Annotated in this window: 15 protein-coding genes; 10 read left to right on the forward strand and 5 right to left on the reverse strand. The window is 64.0% G+C overall.

Annotated elements, in window-relative coordinates; genetic code table 11:
• The first annotated feature begins 2 nt into the window (after positions 1 to 2).
• The 5 genes from WJU18_RS10345 to WJU18_RS10365 are packed head-to-tail and all read left to right on the forward strand — an operon-like array spanning position 3 to position 2,310.
• Complete coding sequence (locus WJU18_RS10345; RefSeq protein WP_423454230.1) at positions 3 to 692, forward strand: glycoside hydrolase family protein; 690 nt, start codon at positions 3 to 5, stop codon at positions 690 to 692.
• Positions 692 to 877, forward strand: a complete 186-nt coding sequence (locus tag WJU18_RS10350; RefSeq protein WP_423454228.1) for a hypothetical protein — start codon at positions 692 to 694, stop codon at positions 875 to 877. The genes WJU18_RS10345 and WJU18_RS10350 overlap by 1 nt, the downstream gene beginning before the upstream one ends.
• Positions 874 to 1,023, forward strand: coding sequence for a hypothetical protein (locus WJU18_RS10355; protein ID WP_423454226.1), 150 nt, complete (start codon positions 874 to 876; stop codon positions 1,021 to 1,023). Before WJU18_RS10350 ends, WJU18_RS10355 begins: the two co-directional genes overlap by 4 nt.
• On the forward strand, positions 1,020 to 1,466 hold the full coding sequence (locus WJU18_RS10360; RefSeq protein ID WP_423459985.1) for a hypothetical protein: 447 nt from the start codon (positions 1,020 to 1,022) through the stop codon (positions 1,464 to 1,466). The genes WJU18_RS10355 and WJU18_RS10360 overlap by 4 nt, the downstream gene beginning before the upstream one ends.
• 40 nt (positions 1,467 to 1,506) lie before the next feature.
• Complete coding sequence (locus WJU18_RS10365) at positions 1,507 to 2,310, forward strand: Gp49 family protein (protein ID WP_423459986.1); 804 nt, start codon at positions 1,507 to 1,509, stop codon at positions 2,308 to 2,310.
• Positions 2,311 to 2,563: 253 nt separating this feature from the next.
• Here WJU18_RS10365 and WJU18_RS10370 read toward each other — a convergent pair whose 3' ends face one another.
• The 4 genes from WJU18_RS10370 to WJU18_RS10385 form a co-directional block, all read right to left on the reverse strand.
• Complete coding sequence (locus WJU18_RS10370) at positions 2,564 to 3,664, reverse strand: hypothetical protein (protein ID WP_423459987.1); 1,101 nt, start codon at positions 3,662 to 3,664, stop codon at positions 2,564 to 2,566.
• Positions 3,665 to 3,788: 124 nt separating this feature from the next.
• Positions 3,789 to 6,590 (reverse strand): translocation/assembly module TamB domain-containing protein, encoded by a 2,802-nt coding sequence (locus WJU18_RS10375; protein WP_423459988.1) that lies wholly within the window; start codon positions 6,588 to 6,590, stop codon positions 3,789 to 3,791.
• Positions 6,587 to 7,654, reverse strand: a complete 1,068-nt coding sequence (locus tag WJU18_RS10380) for a hypothetical protein (protein ID WP_423459989.1) — start codon at positions 7,652 to 7,654, stop codon at positions 6,587 to 6,589. Before WJU18_RS10380 ends, WJU18_RS10375 begins: the two co-directional genes overlap by 4 nt.
• Positions 7,655 to 7,772: 118 nt before the next feature.
• Positions 7,773 to 9,704 carry an autotransporter assembly complex protein TamA gene (locus WJU18_RS10385; RefSeq protein ID WP_423459990.1) on the reverse strand — a complete coding sequence of 644 codons (1,932 nt, stop codon included), beginning with the start codon at positions 9,702 to 9,704 and terminating at the stop codon, positions 7,773 to 7,775.
• Positions 9,705 to 9,794: 90 nt separating this feature from the next.
• On the opposite strand from WJU18_RS10385, the gene WJU18_RS10390 reads away from it, so the two are divergent.
• Positions 9,795 to 10,343, forward strand: coding sequence for a hemerythrin domain-containing protein (locus tag WJU18_RS10390; RefSeq protein WP_423459991.1), 549 nt, complete (start codon positions 9,795 to 9,797; stop codon positions 10,341 to 10,343).
• A gap of 62 nt (positions 10,344 to 10,405) precedes the next feature.
• Here WJU18_RS10390 and WJU18_RS10395 read toward each other — a convergent pair whose 3' ends face one another.
• On the reverse strand, positions 10,406 to 11,218 hold the full coding sequence (locus WJU18_RS10395) for an IclR family transcriptional regulator (protein ID WP_423459992.1): 813 nt from the start codon (positions 11,216 to 11,218) through the stop codon (positions 10,406 to 10,408).
• A gap of 90 nt (positions 11,219 to 11,308) precedes the next feature.
• On the opposite strand from WJU18_RS10395, the gene WJU18_RS10400 reads away from it, so the two are divergent.
• The 4 genes from WJU18_RS10400 to WJU18_RS10415 are packed head-to-tail and all read left to right on the forward strand — an operon-like array spanning position 11,309 to position 15,050.
• Positions 11,309 to 12,118 (forward strand): enoyl-CoA hydratase-related protein, encoded by an 810-nt coding sequence (locus WJU18_RS10400; protein WP_423459993.1) that lies wholly within the window; start codon positions 11,309 to 11,311, stop codon positions 12,116 to 12,118.
• Positions 12,119 to 12,122: 4 nt separating this feature from the next.
• Positions 12,123 to 13,292 carry a CaiB/BaiF CoA transferase family protein gene (locus WJU18_RS10405; RefSeq protein ID WP_423459994.1) on the forward strand — a complete coding sequence of 390 codons (1,170 nt, stop codon included), beginning with the start codon at positions 12,123 to 12,125 and terminating at the stop codon, positions 13,290 to 13,292.
• 31 nt (positions 13,293 to 13,323) lie between these two features.
• Positions 13,324 to 14,289 carry a Bug family tripartite tricarboxylate transporter substrate binding protein gene (locus tag WJU18_RS10410; protein ID WP_423459995.1) on the forward strand — a complete coding sequence of 322 codons (966 nt, stop codon included), beginning with the start codon at positions 13,324 to 13,326 and terminating at the stop codon, positions 14,287 to 14,289.
• On the forward strand, positions 14,286 to 15,050 hold the full coding sequence (locus tag WJU18_RS10415) for an enoyl-CoA hydratase/isomerase family protein (RefSeq protein WP_423459996.1): 765 nt from the start codon (positions 14,286 to 14,288) through the stop codon (positions 15,048 to 15,050). The genes WJU18_RS10410 and WJU18_RS10415 overlap by 4 nt, the downstream gene beginning before the upstream one ends.
• Positions 15,051 to 15,054: the final 4 nt, after the last annotated feature.

The raw sequence follows: 15,054 nt of genomic DNA on the forward strand, positions 1-15,054 counted from the left end.
GCATGCCGGCCCGAATCCTGGTCGTTTCGATCACCGCGGGCTTGGCGTGGATGGGGGTTGAGGGCTTCAGCTCGCCACCCTACATTCCGACCAAAGGCGACGTGCCAACCATCGGCTACGGCAGCACCCACTACGAGGACGGCACTCGCGTCACGATGACCGACCCTCCAATCAGCAGGGAGCGGGCCAAGGATCTGGCGCTGGGGGAGCTGGAGCGCACCTACGGTCAATGTGTCCGAGATAGCCTTGGGGACACCTTGGTCAGCCAAGCTGAATTTGATATCGCGGTGGACTTTGCAGGCCAATACGGCTGCGGCGCCTTCAATGCATCCAGCATCCGAGCCAAGACCGTGGCGGGCGACTACGTTGGCGCCTGCAAAGCCTATCTGGCCTACAAGCTGATGAACGCCGGCCGCCAAGGGCCCGGCCCTGGTCTCGTGCTGGTCAAGGGCGCCTGGAAACAGGATTGCTCCTATCCGGGCAACAAGGTGTGCATGGGCTCGTGGACGCGCCAGCTGAAGCGCTACGAAGACTGCATGGCCGCGCAACCAATGCCCGAGACGCCAGATGCTCCGCCCGCCGTGGTGGCCGAGCCTTCCGTCACTCCTGAGATCTCGGTTTCCGCACCAGCGCCCGCCCCCGCTCCCTGGTGGCGCCGCGCGCTGGATTTCCTCATGTTCTGGAGACGTTGATGAAAGCCATCTTTCTTACCTTCCTGATCGCAATTCTGCCGGTTTCGGCCCTGGCCAGCGGCGCCTATATGCCGCCCTGGTTCAAGGTGCTGATGTTCCTGGCGCTCACGCCTGAAGGCTGGGCCATCGTGGCGATCGTCCTGATGGCGCTGATCATCATGATCTACAACGCGGTGCGGAAATGAAGCTGCTGGAGCAGGCCAAGTATTGGGCCGTCCAACTCGGCGGTGCCATGCTCATGGCGGTCTGGGAGATCCGCAATCGAGTGCGCGGCGCATGGCGCCGGAGCGCGCTGCGCGAGCGCCTGCAGGAGTGGAGGGCGCGGCTGTGATCTATACCCACGTCGCTGCCGCACTGCTCGGCGCAGCCATAGCTGCTACCGGCGCTTGGCAAACCCAGAACTGGCGCCTGGGCGGCCAGATCGCGGCCTTGGAAGCCAAGCATGCCGCCGACCTCGCGCAAGCCCAGAAGGCCACCCGCACCGCGGAGAAAGCCGTCAACGCCAAATACCAAGGAGCCATCAATGCTGCCCGCACACGTGAAGCGCGTCTGCGCTCTGACATTGACCATCTCAACGCTGTTTCTGACGGCCTGCGCAGTCAAGCCGCAGATGCCGCCCGCCGACTCGCTGACGCTCCCCCACCTCCGTCCTTGAGTACGCCTCTGCCGTCAACACCGTATACGACGACTGCCGCCGAAGATATGGAGCGCTGGCAGCAAAAGCTACAAGCCACGCGTCTGATGTCCGAGCCTTCAGCGAGGCCTGGCCCGTGATCCCGCGCCGGCCGGATGCCGGTTCCTCTGAAAGTCCTCAATGAACTCTCCCGTCATTCCGCCCACTGTTGGCCGCGTTGTTTGGTTCCATCCGGCGATCAATACCGTTGAATCTGGGTTCGCCCAGGCCAGAGGCGATGCGCCGCTGGCGGCCATCATCGCTCGCGTCTGGAGCGATAACTGCGTGAATCTCGCCGTGTTCGATGCCAACGGGAATTCGCACTCCCGAACCAGCGTTCTTCTTGTGCAGGATGCGGATGCCTGCGATCGTCCCGCCGGCAACTATTGCACCTGGATGCCGTTCCAGAAAGGGCAGGCCGCCAAGACCGAGGCAGCGAAGAGCGCCGCACCAGCCAGCGGCACGGCGCGCGATCCCCGCGACGTTGCCAGCGATCCCCAGGCCATTCTGTGCGGGAAGCTCGGCGAGCCGATCAAGGCCGCGCCCATCGCGCTCACCGTCATCGACACCGGCCCCGACGCCCTGGAGCGCGAGATCCAGGCCAAGGCCAACAATGGCCCGCGCGTCACTCCTACCGACATTCAGGCCGAGATCGCCAGCGTGCACTACTTCGTGGCTAGCGATGCAATTCAGCACGAGAACGCGGTTCATGAGCACGACGCTGCCGGTTGGCTTCTGGGCGCCACGCAGCAACTGACCTTTTGCGTTATCCAGCTGCGCAACGGCTTCACGGTGACCGGCGAAAGCGCCTGCGCCAGCCCGGAGAACTTCAACGCCGAGATCGGCCGCCGCATTGCACGCGAGAACGCCGTCAACAAGATGTGGCTGCTGCTGGGCTTCCGTCTGAAAGACAACCTCCACGCCCTGGCCAACGGCCCGACCTGACGAATCACCAGCCATAGGCAGGGGAGTCTCATCTTGTCATGAGTTGGTTTTTCCGACCAACTACTACACATTTGCTACAAATGGATAGGTTCTAGAGGGGGTTCTATCCATTGAACTACGGCGGCGAATCGCGAATTGTAATCGCCGGTGATGTGCCATTTTGCGGAGGCTCCATTTCTTCCCCTCAAGGCCCTCACTGGGCGCGTAAAGCTTGGCAGGAGGGGATGCCGTTCAGGCGTGCGCCGGCACACGGTTATTTGTAGAAGCTGACTTTCCAGATCTGATAACCGTGCGCGACATACAGGTTCCCTTCGCGGTCGAGCCTTAGGTTGCTCACCGAGATGTGTGATGAAGAATCCCAGGGCGGCATTGCGCCGCCATCGGGCCCTTTGATCAGTTCGGTCGTTCCATCTGCTTTGCGGCGATAAGGGCGATATCCCGAGCCGTTGGTGTCTAGCTTGATGCCGTAGACGGTTCCATCGCTGCTGATGGCGAAGACATAGGTCAGCCCGGGCACAGGGATTACCTGCCCATCGAATCGAGTCAATACACCCTGACCCTGGAACCAGTCGCCCGTACGCTGATAGAGCTCACCCGTGTTGTCTGCCATGTCCGGCCTGTAGGGGAGCGTCATAGTAGTGACCACCGCATCTTCCGTGACCTTGCGGATCGTTGTGCCTCCGTACTCGGTGATGATGAGGGCGCCTTGGCCAAAGACCATGTTCTGTACGCGATCGAACTTGGCATTGAGCCCCTGACCATCGATCGGCGACATGCTTTGCGATTGAAGGCCGGCAAACGCCTGTGCACCGGTGGGGGTGATTTTCCAGACGCCGGAGGCCATTCCTGGCGAGTAAACCGGTCTCAGGAAATCACCATCCCAGACAACCTCGCTAAGGTACACCGCCCCGCTATCTGCAACGGCAAGCTGACCGCCGACCTGGAACGAGGGGGGCAATTCTCCAGTCTGCAGCGTACCGGCAAACCCGGTCGCCACGGTGGTAACCTGGCCGGAGGCGGTAATTGAGCGTACGCGCTGAGGCGTGCTCAAGGTGCCTGGGCAGGAATCTTCGAGGACATAGACGGTACCGTCGTTGGCTACCGCCATGTCACGAGCGTAGCCAAGCCGGGCGTCGGCTCCAAGGCCATCGGCGGATCCGCATGACCCACCATCTTCAGCGCCTCCGCCAGCAACGAGCGATACCGATTTGACCGCACCCGGAGCGGGAGCAGGAGTAGGAGTTGGTGCAGGTGGCGGTGCAGGCGCAGAGGCATCATCGCCGCCACAGGCTGATAGTGCAAGGCACAGGGATGCCAGGATGATTTTTGAGAGTCGGGAATCCGTGCCCGCCATGTGGCGCTCCTCCATGATTTCAGATCAGTGCTGAATGCTTATTCGCTCCTGTCCTGAAAATAACAGAGAGAGACCAAGGGAGGTATGGGCATTTGCCCCATGATCTGGGGCCGTCCTGGTCAAACTAGTCAAACGAAAGCGTGAAGATCAGATCGACCGCGCTGCGCTCGCCCGCCTGGCCGCGCAGGAGCCACCGTTTGGAGAGCTCGTAATACACGAATACGGTCCCCATGGCGCCTGCCAGGCTGTGCTCGTAGGTGGCATAGAGCTTGTCGGAAATGCGCTTGCCAAAGGTGAGGGAGGCGCCAGTCGTGCCGGTGTCGGTGTCTCCGCCGCCACTGAAGCTGAGCTCGTCTAAACCAAAACGCGAGGCCATGCTCTTGCCTTCGCGGCCGCCCACAATGGCCAGGGCCGCCTGTTGCAGCATCGCGGATTCCGCGCCGCTGGAAGGGGCGGCGCGCCCAAGGATCAGCCACGCGAGTTTCTCGCTGTCGGGTAGCTCCGGCTGCGCGTACAGGCGTATGCGAGGCAGCAGGGCGGAACCGGTGATCTGCACGCCCACGCGCTGGTCGGACTGGTAATTGGGCCGCAGCGCCAACACGTTCAAGGTGGGGTTGGTCAGCGGGCCGTTGAAGCGGACTTCGCCCGTTTCGATATTGAGCTGCTGGCTGTAGGCGCGGAAGGTGCCCCCCACGGTGTTCACCACACCGGTCGCGCGCGGTAGCGTGCCGACGGGGCCGCTGGTGGCCAGTTGCAGTTGGCCGGCCAGGCGCGTATCGACACCTTGGCCGCTAAGGCGGAAATCATCACCCAGATCGATCTGCACATCGGCCTTCAGCGTGGCGCCTTTCTTGGTTGGCCCTTCGGCCGCCGTTTGCTTCTGGCTGGCAAGGTCTGAAGGGTAGGCCCTGCCGGTGCCTATGCGTTCCTTGGCGCCGCGCACGACCACATCGTCACCCAATGTGGGAGCGGTTTCGTCAGGTAGTGTGATGCGCGCCCGGTCCACGCGCAGTTTTCCGTCGAGCGTGGCTTCGCTGCCGTCCATGCCGGCCTGTATCTGGCCCGACACGGTTACGAGGCGGTCGGTGCGCAAGCTGGCATGCAGGTGATCGAGCGTGGCATTCAAGGTGGCCCGTACCTGGCCGTTCTGCAGACCTGCCTCGCCGCTGGCTTTCAAGGTGCCGCCGGTTTGTGCTCCGCCACCACCGCCGCGCAGGCTGAATTCGTCGACGATCAGGCGCTGGCCGTCCAGGCGGGCGCGCAGCTTGCCGTTATTGAACTCAATGCCGTCGACGATCGAGCGCAACGCCAAGTCATCCGCACCCAGCGTACCTGACAACTGCGGCGCTTCGCGTGTGCCAGCGATGCGCACGTCCGCCGCCAATGAACCCTTCAGCCGCCAGCCTGGAGGCGCCAGCCTCGACCAGGCGGCAATGCGAGGAAGGCCGGCACGGACTTCTCCGGACAAGGGGGCCGTTTCCGGCCAACTCCATGAGGTGCCGCCATCGGCGCTGGTCACGGGCGTGAGTTGCGAGCGCATTTCGCCGGTCACCGTGCCCAGTTGCTCGGTGTCCCAGTTCACGCGTAGCGTGACAGCTTGTCCCTGGCTGCGCAGTTGCAGGCGCGCGTCTTTCACGCCGGCGGCGATGCGGCTTTGCACGCCGGTGTCGGCGTCTTTCGTGGTGATGGCCAGATCACCGCGGGTGCGCGCCAGCTCGGCATCGATGAGCATGGTCTTGCCCAATTGCGCATTCCACTTGCCATCGAAAATCACGTCGCCAGAAACACCTGAATCCGCGGCTTGCGGGCCGCCGAAGAGTTCGGTCCAGGCGAGCGGCAGGCCGGTGATGCGGCCGCTGGTGCTGAGGGTGCCGGCGCGCCATTCGATCGGTTGCCAGGCCACGATGGCCTGTGAATCGGCGGCGGCCTTGGTGGGGGCCGTCAGCACGAGCTCGCCCGCACTGGCGTTGAACTCGCCGCCGCCGCGCGCTCCGGGCGCGGGTGCCCAGGAGAACGTGACCGGCGTACGGCTATTGATCCGCCAGGGGGCATCGGTGCGGTTTTGGCTCAGGGCTGGGTCAAGGACGGTGAGATGGAGTTCACGCAGCGTGGCCTGCCAGTTCGAGGTGGCCAATGTGGCGCCAGCGCGGTTGCGGCCGCCAGCGGCGCTCGCTTGCAGCTTGAGCGTGCGCTGGCCTTGCAGGAGCGTGCCCTGCGCTTCCAATTGCGCCTGGGCCAGCCGGCCGTTCAGGCTGAGTGAAGTGGCCTGGAGCTTGATCGGCGGTGCGGCCTCGTCGCTGGCTTTGTCCTTGGTGTTCGCGTGCCATTCGGCCGCGGGCACATCGAGTTGAGCCTTGACGGACGGATCGGACCAGCCGCCTTGCCAACTGCCGTTCAGGCTCAGGCGGCCGCTGGCTGAGGCGGCTTTCAGATCGGCCGGTATTCCGGGGAGTTTCTGCACCCAGGCGAAGGCGCGGGCGAGGTCGGATACTTCGGCGCTCAAGGTGCCGCCGCCCGCGCGTTCGCGCACATCGCCGTCGAACTTGACGAGGGTGCCCGGCGCGCTCAATTGAAGCTGGCCCTTGCCGGAGGGGCCTTCCGGGCGTGCTTCGATGTTGGAGCCGGTCAGCTCGGCGTCGGTGGCGCGCACGCGCAGGGTGCCGATGCGCAGCAGTCCGTCTTGCCAGCGGCCCTGCGCGGCGGCGCTTTGCAGGCGCAGTGCGGAAATATCGCGTGCCAGTGCCTGCGCCTGTGCGGAGGGGGCCTGCGAGCGCGGCGTGGCGGGGCGGCTTGTAGCGCGCGCCTGGAGCGCGGCGTCGAAATCAATCGCAGTTCCTTCGCCAGATACCTTGGCAGTCCCATCCAGCGGGAAGGGGGCCAATTGCGTGTGCAAGCGCGCGGGATCGATGCCATTCAGTGTGGTCACGAGCTGCCAGCGGCCAGCGCCTTCCGCGTTGGAGGAGGGGGCGCAGACCAGGATCCCGTGGTTTCCAGCTTGCCGCCGCCCAGTTCGGCTTTCAATGCCTTGACAGTGGCGATGCCGTCTTGCCACGTGGCCTCCGTGTCCAGGTTGTCCAGCGGCAGACGGCGGTGATCCCACGGGCCGGGAATGGCATTGGCGATCTGCGCGACTACTTGCCATCCCGAAGGGCCGCTGCCGGAGGAGGTGGGACTGATGTCCAGCTTGCCCGTCAGGAGCGTCTGCGGGCCTGCCGACCAGAACGGTGCGACGTCGAGGTCGGAAAACTCCGCCTTGGCTTCCGGCAGCGGCTGCGCTGCCCAGGGGGTGATGCGCGCGGTCGCATCCGCGCGTGCGGCGGGTATGCCTTCTTCGGTGGGCTGGCCTCGTACCTGGGCTTCCGCTTTCATTTCGGTCAGCGGGCCGCGTATGCTGGCTTCCACCGATAAAGGCACACCTTCGCCTCCTTCAGGCGCGGGGCTCAGGAAATTTCCAGAGAGCCGGGCGTCGATATCTGGAGCGCCCACAGTGCCCAGGCGTACGTCGGCCCGATACGTACCTTCAGCGATGGTGGCGCTATCCAGGTGCAACTGGTGATTGGTGCCGTCGAAAAGATAGCGCCCAGCCACGTCAGCGGCACTGACCACCTGTGGATTCACGACTTCCAGCTTGCCGGCCTTGATGTCGTCGATCTGAACGCCCAGGGGGAGGCCCAGCGATGTGGGCGGGCCCGCAGAGGGCTCCGGATTGGGCGGGCGTTGATCGTCTACACGGATATGACCTGCGCTCAGGGTGTTGAAATGCAGCTTGCCGCGCAACAGAGCCAAAGGGTCCCAGGTGTAGCGGGCATCGTAGACATCCACGGTCAGGCCGCCTTGGCTCCAGCGCAGGTGCGATGCTTCGCCGCCGCGCCGCAACGCGCCCTGCAGGCCGTCGATGCGGAGCGCATCGGGCGGCAGATAGGGTTGCCCCCAGCCCAGCACCCGGGCCAAGGAGCCTTCGCTACCGGCCCAATGCCAGAGGGCCGTCAAACCCAGTACCAATATAAGCAGGATGCTTACAAAAAAATAGCAAAGGCGTCGCAGCCAGCGGCGCCGGCGTGGTGGCCGTACGGCGGCTGAGGAGGGGGTGTCTCGGCAGGCGCTGTCATCAGAATACAAAGCCCACGGAGAAATGCAGGCGGAATTTGCGCGATTTCAGGCCATACGCGACATCGACCTCCATGGGGCCGACCGGTGTTTTCACGCGCAGGCCGGTACCAATGCCAAAGCGGGGACGCAGGTCTTTCGCCTTGTCGGCCACGTCGCCGAAATCAATGAACACGGTGTGTTCCAGCGCGCCGGGCTGGCCGTCCTTCAGGATGGGGCGCTGCCATTCCACGCTGCCGATCGCCATGTAGTGGCCGGGGCCGACGACGTCGTCCGGATAGTCGATGCCAATGGCTCGGTAAGCATAGCCACGCACGGTCGTGTCGCCGCCGGTACGGAACAGCAGCGAGCTCGGGATGCGGGCGTTACTGTTGGCGACGACTGCGCCGCCCTCGGCACGCAATGCCAGCCGGCTGGCGCTGGCACCTTCGCCCAGCGGCATGATGCCCAGCCACCGGGCTGTACCGCGCACGAAAGGTTTCTTGACCCCTTCCAGCGTGTAGCCGCCGCCCAACTCGGCCCCCAGGCCGAAGCCGCGCGAGGGGAACGGCAGGCTGTCAAAGTAGCGCCCTGTCCATACATAATTGACGGAGATGGCGGAACCATCGCCCGAGCGTGCGTCGGTCAGCGCGGCCCCATCGCGTTCCTTGACGTCCGAACGGTCGAGCTGCACATACATGTTGCGGTCGAAGCGGTCGTCCGAGCGCGAGCGGCCAAAGCGCAATTGCTGCGAGGTCGTGATGAGCTCGCCATCATCCAGCCGGTCGATCTTGGCCAGCGCGCCCCAGCGCCAGCCGTCTTCGTTCGGAATGCCTTGCCAGTCGGTTTGCAGGTAAGAGTGCGTTTTCTCGATCTGCATCTTGGTGATGGCGCGCCAGCCGATGCCTGGTACGCGGTTGTGCCGGTATTCCAGTGACAGGCGCGGGCCGCCATCGGTGGAAAAACCGCCGCCCAGGACCACCTTCTGCAGCTTGGCTTCCGTCACCTGCACGTACACCGGCGCGGCGGCGGGGTCGTCTTCGGGGTTGATGAAGACGGTGGCTGAATCGTAGTAGCCGCTGGAGGTCAGGCGGTATTGCGCGTCATTGAGCTTTTTCTGGTCGTAGATGTCGCCAGGCTGCAGGCGCGCCAGCCGTGGCACCAGTACCGGATCGTAGCGGTCGGTGCCGGTGACCTTCATGTCGCCCAGGCGGTACAGGGGGCCCGAATCCAGCTTCACGTTCAGGTGCGCCAGATTGGCGGAGGGGTCGATGTCCGCCAGGCTGTAGCTGACCTTGCCGGCCGGGTAACGGCGGGCCACCAGCTGGCGCAGCGAACTGGTCTTGGCGCTGCTCCAAGCCTCCTGTGTGAAGCTGTGGCCGGAGGAGAGCGGCCAACCAGAGCGGATTTCATCCCGCTGCGCCACGGCGCCGGGGTCGCTCGATTGCCCGATATCGCCCTCGAAATCGATCGCCACCTTGCCGATCTCGGTAGGCTCGCCCGGCTCGATATCCATCACGATCGTGGGTTTCTCGCCATTGGTGTCCTTGCGCGTGATCTTGATGCCCGGGTTGAAATACCCTTGCGTGCCCAGCAGGTCGCGCAGATTGCGTTCGGTCAGCACCAGCAGGCGCTCGAGTTCGTGGCTATCCAGGTCCGTGATGGCCTGATAGCGCCGGAGCTCGTTATGGCGCTCGATCAGTTCCCGCACTTCATCGGGGGCATGCACCTCGATCTCGAAGGCTTGTTTTTCCGGCGCATGGCCTGTCTCGCCCACCATGCCTTGCGGGGTGGTTTCCGCGGGCTTGGTGTCTTCCTGCTGAGGTGCCGGCGCCTGCGCCATGGCGGGAGCGGCCATCGTCCACGCGCCCAGGCACAGGGCGCTTGCTCCTAGCCGGCGAGCCAGCCAGCGCGCAGCCGGCAGGCGGTCATCAGAGAAAAAATAAAACCACATCAAGTCCTGAGTTTATGAAGTACCCACATACTTACCGGTAACGACTCGCAAAAAAAATCGTGCCGATTTACCTCTCCGGTGGAAAAGTTCATGACTTCGACTACTTTACTACCTGGGTTCAATGCCCCCGCCGTCGGCTTCGAGCAGCCATTCGAGATGCTCGAAGCATGCCATGAACGCGTGCAGCGCAGCCTGGGGTTGCTGGAGCGGTTGTTGGCCCACATCGATGCCAACGGCCATGATGCCTCTTCACGCTCGGCGGCGGCCGATGTGCTGCGCTACTTTGACATCGCCGCGCCGCATCACCATGAAGACGAGGAGCGTCATGTGTTTCCGGCCCTGGCTGGTAGCCAGGATGACCGAATTCATGAGGCGGTGGCCAGGTTGAAATCCGACCATGCGCGCATGGATTTTTTGTGGGCGCGTTTGCGGCGGGTGCTGCTGGCCTGGCGCGACGATCAACCGGCACCGCTGCCCACGGCGGCCGATCGGGCCTTGGTGCGCGATTTCGCCCTTTGCTATGCGGATCACATTCCGCTCGAGGAAACGCTGGTGTATCCGGCTGCCCGCGCGCTGTTCGATGCCGGCCGCTTGACTGCTATCGGCGAGGAAATGGCTTCTCGGCGGCGGGCGTCCTAAGGACTGCCCTCCGTCACACCCATCCATGCGCTGACTCAACCTAACCTCGGGTTGTGGCCCTTCTACCCCAGCATTTGCCACCGCTCCTCAATGGCCGCAGTCAACCCTCGCAACAGCTCACCATGGTTTTCAATGAACGGCCCCATGGGCCCATTGGGAATCTGGCTGCTGACGTTGAGCGCGTAGCGCTGCCCATTCGGTTCCTTCACGCTGGTGGCTATCGCCACGACACCCTCCTGCCATTCTGCCCAGCAATAACCCAACTGCCTGAGCTCCTTGAACGAAGCCGAAATCTCCTTCTGGATGCGGGGCCAGTGTGAACCTTGCTCCAGCGCTATCTTGCGCAGCACGGCCTGCCGCTCGTTCGCAGGCATGGAGAACATATAGGCACGCCCAAGTGCGGTGATAGCCGCTGGAATGCGTGAGCCGGGCACCAGGCGGCGAAAGAGGCTGGAGCGTCCCAGGCGCACCGAGTCAAGGTAGACCATGTCGGTCTGATCGAGCACAGCCAGGCCGACATTGATCCGGCGGCCTTCGGCCAGTTTGCGCATCAGGGGCAACGCGGCATCCAGTGCCGCCTGGCTGGTCCGGTAGGAAAGCCCGAGGCTCAGGCAGACCACGGAGAGGCGGTAGCCCTGCTCGCCGTGGTCGTAGGACAGAAAACCGGCGTCCACCAGGGAGCGCGTCAGACGGCTGACCGTGGAGCGCGGCAGGCCGCAGCGCGTAGCCAGATCCGCGTTGGTCAACACGGCCGAACCCAGCCGGAATGCCCTCAGCAAATCCAGGCCCCGTTCGAGCGAATGACTGCCGGGGCTGGTTCGCACGAAGCTTCCGGAAGCGCGGCTTTGAGCACGCGTGGACAGCGCTGGTTTCATGGGAGGACTCTTTCACAATTCCGCATTCCAGAATTGTAGGGTTGTGCCCCGAAGGCTTCCGATGAAAACTTCTGCGCCAGGAGACACCCCATGCAAGCCTGCGAAGAATTGCTTTACGCCGTACGGAACGGCGTGGCCACCATCACTCTCAATCGCCCTGAGCGGCTGAATGCCTGGACCCCGACGCTGGAGCGCGAGTTGCGTCAAGCCATGCACGAAGCGCAGCAGGACGATGCCGTTCGTTGCGTGGTGCTGACCGGTGCCGGGCGGGCCTTTTGCGCCGGCATGGACATGGCTGTCCTGCAGTCGGGGAGTGCCACGGAGGCTTCCGCCAAGCCCTCCGCACCTTCCTCTGATGCCCCTGAAGAAGACCACCAGCAGCGCTATGGCTATCTCTGGGATATCGAAAAGCCAATGATCGCGGCCATCAACGGCCCAGCTTCCGGCGTGGGCCTGTGTCTGCCGCTCTATTGCGATCTTCGGTACGTGGCGGCAGGTGCCAAGCTCAGTTTTCCCTACGCGCGGCGCGGCCTCGTGGCCGAGCATGGCGTGGCGTGGCTGCTGCCGCGGCTGATCGGTCCGCTGGCGGCTTCGGAGCTGCTCTTGACCGGGCGCATTTTTCAAGCGGAGGAGGCCGATCGCATCGGGCTGGCGCGCGCGCTGCCGGCAGAGGGTTTCCTCGCCGCCGTGGAGGCCGTGGCGGCCGAGATCGCCACGCTGTCTTCGCCGCGTTCGGTGCGGATCATGAAGCGCCAACTGCTGGCGGCCCGTTACCAGACGCTGGGTCAGGCGACCCGCGCGGCCGATGCCGAAGTGGCGCGTTGCCGGGGCACCGAGGATTTCAAGGAGGGGGTGGCGCATTTCGTCGAAAAGCGCGCTCCCCGATTCACAGGACGCTGACACCATGACCAACGCCAATACCACTACACCTCTTCCCCTGGCCGGCATCAAGGTGCTCGAAATCGGCCAGAACATCGCAGGACCCTATGCGAGCGAGATCCTGCTGTCGCTTGGTGCCGACGTCATCAAGGTGGAGCGCCCCGAAGGCGGGGATGATGCGCGCGGCTGGGGGCCTCCTTTCTGGCGAGGCGTGGCCACCACATTCCAGGCCATGAACCATGGCAAGAAAAGTATCGCGGTCGATCTGAAGGACCAGGAGCAACTGGCCTGGCTCAAGACCTTGGCGAGTCAGTGCGATGTGCTCGTACAGAACATGCGGCCGGGTGTGATGGGGGATCTTGGCCTGGATGCCGAGAGCCTGCGCGCGATCAACCCCCGGTTGATCTACTGCTCGCTCTGGGCCTTCGGACACAAGGGGCCCAGGCACCTGGCGCCTGGCTATGAGCCCATGGTGCAGGCTTTTGCGGGCATGTTCAGTGTCAATGGCACGCAGGACGGGCCATCGGCGCGCGTGGGCATGCAGGTGCTGGATCTGGGCACGGGCATTTGGGCCGCGCTGGGCTGCCTGGCCGCGTTGTTCCGGCGCCAGGCCACAGGGTTGGGATGCGTGGTGGACACCTCTTTGTTCGAGACAGCGCTCGGCTGGCTTCAGGTCATGATGGCTGGCTTTCAGGCCACGGGAAAACAACCTGCCCGGCACCGGAGCGGAAACCCCAACGTGGTGGTGTTCCAGGCTTTCTCCACGCAGGACCACGAGATCGTGGTCGCGGCCGCGAATGACCGGCTGTTCAAGAAGCTCGCACGCCTGATCGGCCACGAGGAATGGACGAAGGACGAGCGCTATGCCAGCAACGCCTTGCGAGTGGCTCACAAGTCTGAACTGTTGCCCGAACTGGAGGCAGTTTTCCGGCGCAGGCCTTCCGCGTACTGGATCGAGGCCCTGGAAGCAGTAGGCATCCCCTGCGCGCCGATACAGGACTTCGATCAGGTGATGGCGGATCCCCAGACCGAGGCGATCGGCATTTTCCAGAGCGTGCCCGATGCTGATCTGCGGATCGTCGGCCTGCCGGTGTCTTTCGATGGACAGCGTCCGCCGGTGCGGGGGCAGGCGCCCGCGCTGGGTGAGCACACGCGCGAAATTTTTCCCCACTCAGTGAATTCGGTGAGTTCCTGAAATCTTGAAAGCCTGAAAGGAGACATCAATCATGCAACTGCCTGGTCTGCCGAGAAGAAGCATGCTGGCGTGGATCGCCGCCGCCCCGTGGCTGGCGCACGCGGCGAGTGACGAGAAACCCATGCAAATCATCGTGCCGTTCGGTCCCGGCGGCTCGGGAGATATCTCGGCCCGCATGCTGGCCGAAGCCGTCACGCGCAAGACCGGCCGGCCGGCAGCGGTGGACAACCGCCCTGGCGCCAACGGCATCATTGGCGTGGAAGCCGCCCGCAAGGGCCCGGCGGATGGTTCGGTGCTGCTTCTGGCCACGACTTCGACGCACCTGGCCAACCCGAGTTTGTTCCGCAAGCTGCCTTACAACCCCAGTGAAGACTTCCGGCTCGTGGGCTCCTTCGGCACCGCATCGACCTATCTGCTGGTGCGGCCTGACTCTCCCTACAAGACCCTGGGCGATTTGATCCAGTTCGCCAAGCAAAACCCTGGCAAGCTCAACTACGGCCATTTCAATGCGACGTCCAACGTCTCCGCAGCCCTTTTTGCAAAGGCGGCGGATATTTCCGTGACCGCAGTTCCCTACAAGCAGGTCGGGCAGGCCATGACGGAGTTGATCGCGGGCCAGATCCAGATGGTCTTCACGGATACTGCCCAGGGCGACTCCCTGGTGTCTTCCGGCAGGCTGAGGCCCTTGGCGGTGCACGGTGCCCAGCGGCTCAAAAGCTATCCTCAGATTCCACTGATCACTGAAACCCTGCCGGGCTTCGATATGGGCGGCGGCTTGTTGGGCGTGGCGGTGCCTTCCGGCACACCGCTTAACATTCAGCAGCGGCTGAATGATCTGATCAATGAGGCAGTGACCACTGATCCCATCAAGAGCCGCCTGGAGGGCTTTGGCTTTTTCCCTTCACGCGTCAGCCTGGCCGAACTGGCGGCCTATGAACGCAGGGAGCAAGCCAACTGGCGCAAATATGTCGATATCGCAAACCTGGAAGTTCAATGAACATCGCTCAACTGCCCTGTGACCAACCCCATGTAGCGGTTCTCGAACTGAGAAGGCCCCCGCACAACCACCTGAATCTCGACACGCTGGCGGAGCTGGCGGATGCGCTGGAGCGGCTGGATGCGGATCCTGAGTGCCGCGCCGTCGTGCTGGCGGCCGAGGGCAAGGTGTTCAGCGCTGGCGCGGAGTTCAACCAGGGTGGGGGCGAAGATGCCTCGCGCAATACGGCGGACTTCTACGGCCATGCGCTGCGATTGTTCCGAACCAGCAAGCCGATCGTCGCGGCAGTGCAGGGCGCGGCGATCGGCGCGGGGCTGGGGCTGGCGGTGGTGGCCGACTTCCGGGTGACCTGCAGCGAGGCGCGATTCAGCGCCAATTTCAACCGGCTGGGCTTTCACCCCGGCTTTGGCCTGAGCCTCACGCTGCCCCGTCTCGTGGGCGAGCAGCAGGCGGCGCTGCTGTTCTACACCGGACGGCGGATCAGCGGCGAGGAAGCGCATCGCATCGGTCTGGCGGATGTGCTTGTGCCGGCAGATGAAGTCCGGAACGCCGCGCTGGCTCTGGCAGGGGAGATCGCCGTTTCGGCGCCCCTGGCTGTCGAGTCAACGCGAGCCACCCTGCGCAGCCAGTGGGTCGATCAGGTCTATGAGGTCAACCAGAAGGAGCTGGCGCTCCAGCGTGTGCAGTTCGCGAGCGAGGACTTCAGGGAGGGCGTAGCCGCGATGGCGCAGCGCCGGCCGCCCGTTTTCCGGCGCAGGTGAATCT

This window comes from Ottowia sp. VDI28, assembly GCF_049532675.1.
GTDB lineage: Bacteria > Pseudomonadota > Gammaproteobacteria > Burkholderiales > Burkholderiaceae_C > Ottowia.

Bases quoted from the DNA above. Each gene is read 5' to 3' on its own strand.
- WJU18_RS10345 (WP_423454230.1), top strand. From the start codon at position 3: ATGCCGGCCCGAATCCTGGTCGTTTCGATCACCGCGGGCTTGGCGTGG.
- WJU18_RS10350 (WP_423454228.1), top strand. From the start codon at position 692: ATGAAAGCCATCTTTCTTACCTTCCTGATCGCAATTCTGCCGGTTTCG.
- WJU18_RS10355 (WP_423454226.1), top strand. From the start codon at position 874: ATGAAGCTGCTGGAGCAGGCCAAGTATTGGGCCGTCCAACTCGGCGGT.
- WJU18_RS10365 (WP_423459986.1), top strand. From the start codon at position 1,507: ATGAACTCTCCCGTCATTCCGCCCACTGTTGGCCGCGTTGTTTGGTTC.
- WJU18_RS10370 (WP_423459987.1), bottom strand. From the start codon at position 3,664: ATGGCGGGCACGGATTCCCGACTCTCAAAAATCATCCTGGCATCCCTG.
- WJU18_RS10385 (WP_423459990.1), bottom strand. From the start codon at position 9,704: ATGTGGTTTTATTTTTTCTCTGATGACCGCCTGCCGGCTGCGCGCTGG.
- WJU18_RS10390 (WP_423459991.1), top strand. From the start codon at position 9,795: ATGACTTCGACTACTTTACTACCTGGGTTCAATGCCCCCGCCGTCGGC.
- WJU18_RS10395 (WP_423459992.1), bottom strand. From the start codon at position 11,218: ATGAAACCAGCGCTGTCCACGCGTGCTCAAAGCCGCGCTTCCGGAAGC.
- WJU18_RS10400 (WP_423459993.1), top strand. From the start codon at position 11,309: ATGCAAGCCTGCGAAGAATTGCTTTACGCCGTACGGAACGGCGTGGCC.
- WJU18_RS10405 (WP_423459994.1), top strand. From the start codon at position 12,123: ATGACCAACGCCAATACCACTACACCTCTTCCCCTGGCCGGCATCAAG.
- WJU18_RS10410 (WP_423459995.1), top strand. From the start codon at position 13,324: ATGCAACTGCCTGGTCTGCCGAGAAGAAGCATGCTGGCGTGGATCGCC.
- WJU18_RS10415 (WP_423459996.1), top strand. From the start codon at position 14,286: ATGAACATCGCTCAACTGCCCTGTGACCAACCCCATGTAGCGGTTCTC.